Here is an 8,829-nt window from a genome sequence, read left to right on the forward strand (position 1 = left end):
CACCGGCGCCCTCGTCGACGAGCACGGCGCCGCAGCAGTCGCGCACTAGTCCCTGACCACTTCCACCCAGGAGCATCTCCGATGCAGCTCATCTCCTGCCCGTGGTGCGGGCCCCGAGAGGAAATCGAGTTCCACTACGGCGGCCAGGCCCACGTTGCCTACCCCTCCTCCCCGGCGACGCTGTCCGACCGGGAGTGGGGTGACTACCTCTTCTTCCGTGACAACCCCAAGGGCCCCTTCGCCGAGCGCTGGGTGCACTCGACCGGATGCCGCCGGTGGTTCAACGCCATCCGCGACACGGCGACGCACCAGGTCCTCGCCGTCTACCGCCCCGACGAGCCGAAGCCGGTGATCTCGTGAACGCTCCCTTCCGCCTGCCGCACGGGGGCCGCGTCGATCGCGACGCCCCGCTCACCTTCACCTTCGACGGCACCCACTACACCGGCTACGCCGGCGACACCCTCGCCTCGGCGCTGCTCGCGAACGGCGTGCACCAGACCGGCACGAGCATCAAGTTCGGTCGTCCCCGCGGGATCTTCGCCGCCGGGCCGGAGGACCCGAATGCCCTCGTGCAGATCGAGGAGCCCTTCCCCGAGCCCATGCTCACCGCCACGACCGTGGAGCTGTATGACGGGCTCGTCGCCTCCCGCCTCCCCGCCCAGGGCCGCTTGGCCGACCGTCCGGACCCGGCTCGCTACGACGCGTTGCACCACCACTGCGAGGTGTTGGTCATCGGCGCAGGACCGGCCGGGCTCGCCGCGGCCCTGACCGCGGCCCGTGCCGGTGCGCGGGTCGCGCTGGTCGACGAGAAGCCGGAGGCCGGCGGACATCTGCTCGGCACCACCGACCGCCTGGACGGCGCACCGGCCATCGACTGGGTCGCCACGGCCACCGCCGAGCTCGCGTCCTACCCCGACGTGCTGCACCTGCAGCGCACGACGGCGTTCGGCTTCTACGACGACGGCTTCGTGCTGGCCCTCGAGAAGCGGACCGACCACCTCGGTGCCGCGGCCGACCCGGACGAGCCCCGCCAGCGCGTCTGGCGGATCCGGGCTCAGCATGTCGTGGTCGCCGCAGGGGCGCACGAGCGTCCGGTCGTCTTCGCCGGCAACGACCGGCCCGGCACCATGCTCGCTGGATCGGCGCGCACCTACCTGCACCGCTTCGGCGTCCTACCGGGCCGTGAGGTGGTGGTGTTCACGACCAACGACAGCGCCTACGCCGCGGCGGTGGAGCTCTCGGACGCCGGCGCGCACGTCGTGGTGGTCGACTCACGGCCACAGGCACCGTCGCGCTGGCTCGCCGAGTGCGAGCGGCGAGGCGTCGAGGTTCGCCCGGGCCACGTCGTGTGCGGCACGAGCGGTGTCGACCACGTCAGCCGTGCCCACGTCGCGCCCTACGACGGCACGGCGCTCGGGGCGCGGGACGGCATACCGTGCGACCTGCTGCTCGTCTCGGGCGGCTGGAACCCGGCGGTGCACCTGTTCAGCCAAGCCCGTGGTCGGCTGAGCTACGACGCGCAGCTGGGCGCCTTCGTTCCCGGCGAACAGCTCGACGCGGTGTCTGTCGTCGGGGCCGCGGCCGGCACCTTCGAGCTCGCCCAGACCCTGGCCGACGGGGCCCGAGCGGCCGCGGCTGCGGTGGGACGTGGCTCCGAGATCGACGTAGAGCTGCCCACGGTGGAGGAGTCGGCTCGGCAGGAGCTGCCCGGTGCCGTGCTCTGGGCCGTGCCGGACGCGGATGAGGGCACCGGTCCCTGCACCCGCTTCGTCGACCTGCAGCGGGACGCCACCGTGGCGGACGTGTTCCGGGCCACCGGTGCGGGACTGCGCTCGGTCGAGCACGTGAAGCGCTACACGACCATCGGGACCGCGATGGACCAGGGCAAGACCTCCGGCGTCATCACCTCCGGGATCGTCGCGGAGGCCCTCGGGGTCGACGTCGCCGACCTCGGGGTCACGACCTTCCGGCCGCCCTACACCCCGGTGCCGTTCGCCGCGCTGGCCGGCCGGAACCGCGGACAGCTCCTCGACCCGGTCCGGGTCACCTCGACGCACGACTGGGCCGCTGCCAACGGCGCCGAGTTCGAGAACGTCGGGCAGTGGAAGCGGTCGTGGTTCTTCCCGCAGGAGGGGGAGGACCTCGAGGCCGCGGTCGCCCGGGAGTGCCGCGCGGCGCGTGAGGGCGTCGCCATCATGGACGGCTCCACACTGGGCAAGATCGACGTCCAGGGTCCCGACGCCGCCGAGCTGCTCGACCGGCTCTACACCAACATGATGAGCAGCCTGAAGGTCGGCCGGGCCCGCTACGGCGTGATGTGCGGCGCCGACGGGATGGTCGTCGACGACGGCACGGTGCTCCGCCTGGACGAGGAGCACTTCCTGCTCACCACGACCACCGGCAACGCCGCGATGGTGCTGGAGTGGATGGAGGAGTGGCTGCAGACTGAGTGGCCTGAGCTCACCGTCCACCTCACCTCGGTGACCGAGCACTGGGCGACCTTCCCCGTCGTCGGCCCTCGGTCCCGCGACGTCATTGCCGCGGTGGCCCCTGACCTGGACGTGTCGAACGAGGCGTTCCCCTTCATGACGTGGCGTGACACCACGCTCGCCGGCGTGCCGGCCCGGGTGGCCCGCATCAGCTTCTCCGGTGAGCTGGCCTTCGAGGTCAACGTCGCATCGTGGTACGGCTTCGCCGTGTGGGAGGCGCTCGTGGCCGCCGGGAGCCCGCTCGGGATCACGCCGTACGGCACCGAGACGATGCACGTGCTCCGCGCCGAGAAGGGCTTCCCGATCATCGGTCAGGACACCGACGGCACGGTGACGCCGCAGGACCTCGGCATGCACTGGGTGGTGTCGAAGAAGAAGGAGGAGTTCGTCGGCAAGCGCTCCTTCGACCGCCTCGAGAACCAGCGCACCGACCGCAAGCAGCTCGTGGGCCTGCTCCCGCAGGACCCGTCCCGGCTGCTGCCGGAGGGTGGACAGCTGGTTGCCACCACCGACCTGCCTGAACCGCCCGTGCCCATGCTCGGCCACGTCACGTCCAGCTACCGCAGCGAGGCGTTGGGCCGGACGTTCGCCCTGGCGCTGGTGCGCTCCGGGCGGGACCGCGTGGGCGAGACCCTCTATGTCCCCCTCGGGGACGAGCTCGTGCCGGTCACGGTGACCGACAGCGTCCTCTACGACAAGGAAGGAGCCCGTCGTGACGGTTGACACGGTGGCCACCGACGTCCGCACCAGCCCGCTGGCGTCGTGGCGTGAAGAGTTCGAGGCGCTGCCCGGCGCCGTGCGGCTGCGCGAGCTGCCGTTCCTGACCCAGCTGTCGCTGCGGGTGGCCCCCGGCTCGGCGGCGGCCGACGAGGTGGGGGCCGTCCTCGGCACTGCGTTGCCCGACCAGCCGTGCACCTCCGCCCGCGCCGGCGACGTGGAGGTGCTGTGGCTGGGGCCGGACGAGTGGCTCGTCGTGGCGCCCGACGGCAGCGAGGAGCTGGAGGGGAAGCTGCGGGCAGCGGTCGCCGGTGCAGGCGCCGTCGTGGACACCTCCGCCCAGCGCACGACGCTGCACCTCACCGGGACGAAGGCCCGCGAGCTGCTGGCGCACGGCTGCTCCATCGACCTGCATCCCTCCGTCAACCACGCGGGCAGCTGCGTCATGACGCACCTCGCGAAGGCCGGTGTCCTGCTCCAGACGCGCAGCGACGCGGCAGACGACTACTGGGTGATGGTGCGGTCCTCGTTCGCCGGCTACCTGGCCGCCTGGCTCGTCGACGCGTGCCACGGCCACCGGCGGGACCCGCAGTGGCAGTAAGCGTCTTCGACCTGTTCAAGGTCGGCATCGGGCCCTCGAGCTCCCACACCGTGGGCCCGATGCGCGCCGCCCGTTCCTTCGTCGAGGCGCTGGCGGCCGACGGGACGCTGGAGTCGGTGGCCTCCGTGCGAGCCGAGCTGTTCGGATCGCTCGGGGCGACCGGCCACGGACACGGCAGCGTCAAGGCGGTCGTGCTCGGCCTGCGGGGTGAGGCCCCCGACCAGGTGGACCCGGCCGAGGCGGAGCCCGCCGTCGAGCGGGCTCGTACCTCGGGCAAGCTGGCGCTGCTGCACCGCCACCCGGTCGTCTTCGACGTGGACGAGGACGTCGTCCTGCACCGACGCAAGCGGCTGCCGTTGCACACCAACGGGATGCGTTTCACGGCGTGGGATTCCGACGGTGGGGAGCTCTCGGTCCGCGAGTACTACTCGGTCGGTGGCGGCTTCGTTCTCGCCGAGGACGAGATGGGACAGCAGCGCATCGTGCCCGACGCCACACCGGTGCGCTACCCGTTCAGCACGGGCGACGAGCTGCTCACGCTGACTCGGGAGACCGGCCTGTCGATCAGCGACGTGATGCTCGCCAACGAGCAGTCCTGGCGCAGCGAGGACGAGGTGCGGCGGGGACTGCTGCACATCTGGCAGGTGATGCAGGAGTGCGTCAACCGTGGATGCGCCCAGGACGGCGTCCTTCCCGGCGGCCTGAAGGTCCGGCGCCGCGCCAGGCAGTTGCAGCTGCGGCTCAACGACACCACCGCGGATGACCCGCTTCACGCCATGGACTGGGTGACGCTCTACGCCCTGGCGGTCAACGAGGAGAACGCTGCCGGCGGCCGCGTGGTGACCGCGCCGACCAACGGTGCGGCCGGCATCATCCCGGCGGTCCTGCACTACTTCCGCGACTTCGTGCCGACGTTCAGCGAGGACGGCGTCGTGCGCTTCCTGCTGACCGCGGCGGCGATCGGGGTGCTGTTCAAGGAGAACGCCTCGATCTCCGGTGCCGAGGTCGGCTGCCAGGGCGAGGTGGGCTCCGCCTGCTCGATGGCCGCTGCAGGCCTCGCCGAGGTACTCGGCGCCACGCCTGCGCAGGTCGAGAACGCCGCCGAGATCGGCATCGAGCACAACCTCGGCCTCACCTGTGACCCGGTCGGCGGGCTGGTGCAGATCCCGTGCATCGAGCGGAACGCCGTGGCCTCGGTCAAGGCGATCACCGCCGCACGCATGGCCGTTCGCGGTGATGGACGGCACCACGTGTCACTGGACCGCGCCATCAAGACGATGCGCGAGACCGGCGCGGACATGAAGGACAAGTACAAGGAGACGGCACGCGGAGGCCTCGCCCTCAACGTCGTGGAATGCTGAACCGTCACCGCTCGTCGAGGAGAACCTCATGACACAGCACACGCCGGGCACACCGCAGTTCGTGCTCACGGTGTCCTGCCCCAACCGCTCGGGCATCGTCAACGCCTTGACGTCGGTCCTCGTGGATCTCGAGTGCGACATCGTGCAACACCAGCAGTTCGACGACCACGTGCACGACATGCTCTTCTCCCGCACGGCGTTCGACAGCGCCGGCGCGGACCTCGGCGTGCTGCGCAAGGCCTTCCAGCCGGTCGCCGAGCGCTTCGGGATGTCGTGGGAGCTGCACGACGCCAGCCGTCGCACCCGCACCCTGGTGATGGTCAGTCGGTTCGGCCACTGCCTCAACGACCTCCTCTACCGCTGGGGTGCCGGCAGCCTTGACGTCGACGTCGTCGGGGTGGTCTCCAACCACGAGGACCTGCGACCCATGGCCGACCGCGCCGGGGTCCCCTTCACCCACCTCCCGGTCACCAAGGACACCAAACCGGAGGCCGAGGCACGGCTCAAGGAGCTGGTGCAGGCCGACGACGTCGAGCTCGTGGTGCTGGCGCGCTACATGCAGGTGCTCTCCGATGACCTGTGCTCGTGGCTGGAGGGCCGGGCCATCAACATCCATCACTCCTTCCTGCCGAGCTTCAAGGGTGCCAAGCCCTACCACCAGGCATATGCCCGTGGGGTGAAGCAGATCGGCGCCACGGCGCACTACGTCACCCCCGACCTCGACGAGGGACCGATCATCGAGCAGGAGGTCATCCGGGTCGACCACAGCTACGCGCCGGAGGACCTCGTCGCGGCCGGCCGTGATGCCGAGGCGCTGGCCCTGTCGCACGCCGTCCAGTGGCACGGCCAGCACCGGGTGCTGCGCTACGGCGAGCGCACGGTGGTCTTCCGCTGAGGATCGGTACGCTCGCCGGGTGAGTGTCGCCATACGGGTCATTCCCTGCCTGGACGTCGACGCCGGCCGCGTCGTCAAGGGCGTCAACTTCACCGGACTGCGCGACGCCGGTGACCCGGTGGAGCTGGCGCACCGCTACGACCGGCAGGGCGCCGACGAGCTCACCTTCCTCGACGTCACCGCGAGCAGCGGCAACCGCGAGACGACCTACGACGTCGTCCGGCGCACGGCCGAGCAGGTCTTCATCCCGCTCACCGTGGGTGGCGGGGTGCGTACGGTCGACGACGTGGACCGCCTGCTGCGGGCCGGCGCCGACAAGGTCGGGGTCAACACCGCCGCCATCGCCCGCCCCGGGCTGATCGCCGAGGTCGCCGACCGGTTCGGCGCGCAGGTGCTGGTGCTCTCCGCTGACGTCCGGCGCGGTGGCCCGGGCTTCGAGGTGACCACCCACGGTGGCCGGCGCGGCACGGGCATGGACGCGATCGCGTGGTGCGCCAAGGCCGCCGAGCTCGGCGCGGGGGAGATCCTGCTCAACTCGATGGACGCCGACGGCACGCGGGAAGGCTTCGACCTCGAGCTGATCCGCGAGGTGCGGGCGGCCGCGGGAGTGCCGCTCATCGCCAGCGGGGGAGCGGGTCGCCCCGAGGACTTCGCCGCCGCGGTCGAGGCAGGAGCCGACGCGGTGCTCGCCGCCAGCGTGTTCCACTTCGGCACCCTCACGGTCGCCGAGGTGAAGGACGCGCTGCGAACCCGCGGGATGCCGGTCCGATCGCTACCGTGAAGAGGCAGCCGCTCCCGACCGGAAGGCAGACTCGTGACCAGCTCCAGCACCGTGCCGGTGGATCGACTCGAGGCCAGCGTCTACGAGTTCCCCACGGACGCACCGGAGTCCGACGGCACCCTTGAGTGGGACTCGACCACGATGATCCTGGTCAAGGCCTTCGCCGGTGACCGGGTGGGCGTGGGCTACACGTATGCCGGCCCCGCCGTCGCCAGCGTCGTCACCGGCAAGCTGTCGCAGACCGTGCAGGGGCAGGACGCCCTCAGCCCCACCGCCTCGTGGGCGCTGATGCAGCACCAGGTGCGCAACCTCGGCAAGCCCGGGCTGGTGGCCGAGGCCATCTCCGCCGCCGACATCGCCCTGTGGGACCTCTACGCCAGGCTCGTGGACCTGCCCGTCTCGGTGGCGCTCGGGGCGGTGCACGAAGGGGTGCCGGTCTACGGCAGTGGCGGCTTCACGTCATACGTCGACCGCCAGCTCAGCGACCAGCTCGAGGGTTGGGTGGACGCGGGGATCCCCCGGGTGAAGATGAAGGTGGGCCGCAACCCCGACGAGGACCAGCACCGCGTCGCCGTCGCCCGCGGAGCGATCGGCGAGGACACCGAGCTGTTCGTCGACGCCAACGGTGCCTACTCGCGCAAGCAGGCGCTCTGGTGGGCGAACTGGTATGCGCAGCACGACATCCGGTGGTTCGAGGAGCCGGTGAGCTCCGACGACCTCGAGGGCCTGCGGCTGCTGCGGGACGCCGGGCCCGGTGGGCTGGACATCGCGGCGGGGGAGTACGGCTACCACCTGCCCTACTTCCACCAGATGCTCGACGCCGGTGCGGTGGACTGCCTGCAGGCCGACCCCACCAGGTGCCTCGGCTTCAGCGGCTTGCTGCGCGTGGCCGCCCTGTGCGACGCCCGCACGATGGACCTGTCGCTGCACTGCGCTCCCCAGGCGAGCGCCCACGTGGGCGCGGCGGTGTGGCACCTGCGGCACCTGGAGTACTTCCACGACCACGTCCGCATCGAGGGCATGGTCTTCGACGGCGTGCTCGATCCGCAGCCGGGCGGCCTGCTGCAGCCGGACCGGTCCCGGCCCGGGCTCGGTCTGGAGGTGCGGGAGGCGGACATCGAGAAGTACCGCTCCGGCTGACGCATCGGAGCAGGGCTGGGGGCAGAAGTCGGCACGCGGCCGAGTCCGTCCCGGCGCGGGGCCGGGCGAGGATGCAGAAGTCGGCACTTGGCCGAGTCCGTCCCGGCGCGGCCCCGCCTGGCCCGGCCCCGCGAGCGTCAGACGCCGAGCCGGGTCTGCGCGAGGTGCCAGGCGTCGGCCGGCTCGCCGTCGGCGACGACCTGAGCCACGTGCTTGCGGTTGAACCCGTAGAGGAACAGCTCACCCGGGAGACCGCGCAGGACCACCGTGCCGTGCGCCTTGGCCGGGTCACCGGACGGGTCCGGCGGCCGCTTGACGGCACGACGCCCGTAGCCGTCTGCGACGAGCACGACCCCCACGGGGGAGCGGCGGAACATCATTCGCCCGGTGCGGGCCAGCGCAGCCCACAGGTCCTCCTGCAGCGCGTCGCTGACCTCCCGGCGGTCGGCAGCGCCCCAGCCGGGCGCGGCGCGCAGCACGTCCTCGTGGTGGACGAAGAACTCCCCGGTGTTGACCAGGCCGTCGACGCGCGGGATGGCGGTGGGCATCCACGCCGGCGGCCCGTTGCGGACCAGGTCGACGAGGACCGGCCAGTCGAGCTGGGCGAACTCGTCGCGGATCCGGTTGGTGCGTCCCTTGAGCGCCGGGAGGAGCACGCCCGCCGCCGCGTCGGGCCGCCGCTCCCGCAGGACGAGGTGCGCGGCGAGGTCGCGGGTCAGCCAGCCCTCGCACAGCGTGGGGGCCCCCGGACCGGTGGCGACGAGCGTGTCGCACAGCGCGCGACGTTCCTCACGGGCGGTGTGGCTCATGGCCCCATCCTGACAGTGGGCACAATGGACGTCGTG

8 protein-coding genes are annotated in these 8,829 nt (G+C 71.7%); 7 read left to right on the forward strand and 1 reads right to left on the reverse strand.

Annotated elements, in window-relative coordinates; all coding sequences use genetic code 11:
• Nucleotides 1-81 precede the first annotated feature (81 nt).
• Genes VFL99_RS16400 through VFL99_RS16430 form a run of 7 tightly spaced genes read left to right on the forward strand, consistent with a single transcriptional unit; the run spans nt 82 to nt 7,984 of the window.
• On the forward strand, nt 82-360 hold the full coding sequence (locus VFL99_RS16400) for a sarcosine oxidase subunit delta (protein ID WP_325107429.1): 279 nt from the start codon (nt 82-84) through the stop codon (nt 358-360).
• Nucleotides 357-3,212: a sarcosine oxidase subunit alpha family protein gene (locus tag VFL99_RS16405; RefSeq protein ID WP_325107430.1), complete on the forward strand. Its 2,856-nt coding sequence runs from the start codon at nt 357-359 to the stop codon at nt 3,210-3,212. The genes VFL99_RS16400 and VFL99_RS16405 overlap by 4 nt, the downstream gene beginning before the upstream one ends.
• The gene (locus VFL99_RS16410) at nt 3,202-3,807 is read left to right on the forward strand and encodes a sarcosine oxidase subunit gamma (RefSeq protein WP_325107431.1); all 606 of its coding nucleotides are present in this window, start codon (nt 3,202-3,204) and stop codon (nt 3,805-3,807) included. The genes VFL99_RS16405 and VFL99_RS16410 overlap by 11 nt, the downstream gene beginning before the upstream one ends.
• Nucleotides 3,798-5,168: an L-serine ammonia-lyase gene (locus VFL99_RS16415; protein WP_325107432.1), complete on the forward strand. Its 1,371-nt coding sequence runs from the start codon at nt 3,798-3,800 to the stop codon at nt 5,166-5,168. The genes VFL99_RS16410 and VFL99_RS16415 overlap by 10 nt, the downstream gene beginning before the upstream one ends.
• Nucleotides 5,169-5,196: 28 nt before the next feature.
• Nucleotides 5,197-6,063 (forward strand): formyltetrahydrofolate deformylase, encoded by an 867-nt coding sequence (gene purU / locus VFL99_RS16420; protein ID WP_325107433.1) that lies wholly within the window; start codon nt 5,197-5,199, stop codon nt 6,061-6,063.
• Nucleotides 6,064-6,082: 19 nt separating this feature from the next.
• Complete coding sequence (gene hisF / locus VFL99_RS16425) at nt 6,083-6,844, forward strand: imidazole glycerol phosphate synthase subunit HisF (protein ID WP_325107434.1); 762 nt, start codon at nt 6,083-6,085, stop codon at nt 6,842-6,844.
• A 33-nt stretch (nt 6,845-6,877) separates the two neighbouring features.
• Complete coding sequence (locus VFL99_RS16430) at nt 6,878-7,984, forward strand: enolase C-terminal domain-like protein (protein WP_325107435.1); 1,107 nt, start codon at nt 6,878-6,880, stop codon at nt 7,982-7,984.
• Nucleotides 7,985-8,121: 137 nt separating this feature from the next.
• Here VFL99_RS16430 and VFL99_RS16435 read toward each other — a convergent pair whose 3' ends face one another.
• The gene (locus tag VFL99_RS16435) at nt 8,122-8,793 is read right to left on the reverse strand and encodes a TIGR03085 family metal-binding protein (protein WP_325107436.1); all 672 of its coding nucleotides are present in this window, start codon (nt 8,791-8,793) and stop codon (nt 8,122-8,124) included.
• Nucleotides 8,794-8,829: the final 36 nt, after the last annotated feature.

Source organism: Segeticoccus sp., assembly GCF_035708005.1.

Coding starts and splice junctions, on each gene's coding strand:
- VFL99_RS16400 (WP_325107429.1), top strand. CDS start 82: ATGCAGCTCATCTCCTGCCCGTGGTGCGGGCCCCGAGAGGAAATCGAG.
- purU (WP_325107433.1), top strand. CDS start 5,197: ATGACACAGCACACGCCGGGCACACCGCAGTTCGTGCTCACGGTGTCC.
- VFL99_RS16435 (WP_325107436.1), bottom strand. CDS start 8,793: ATGAGCCACACCGCCCGTGAGGAACGTCGCGCGCTGTGCGACACGCTC.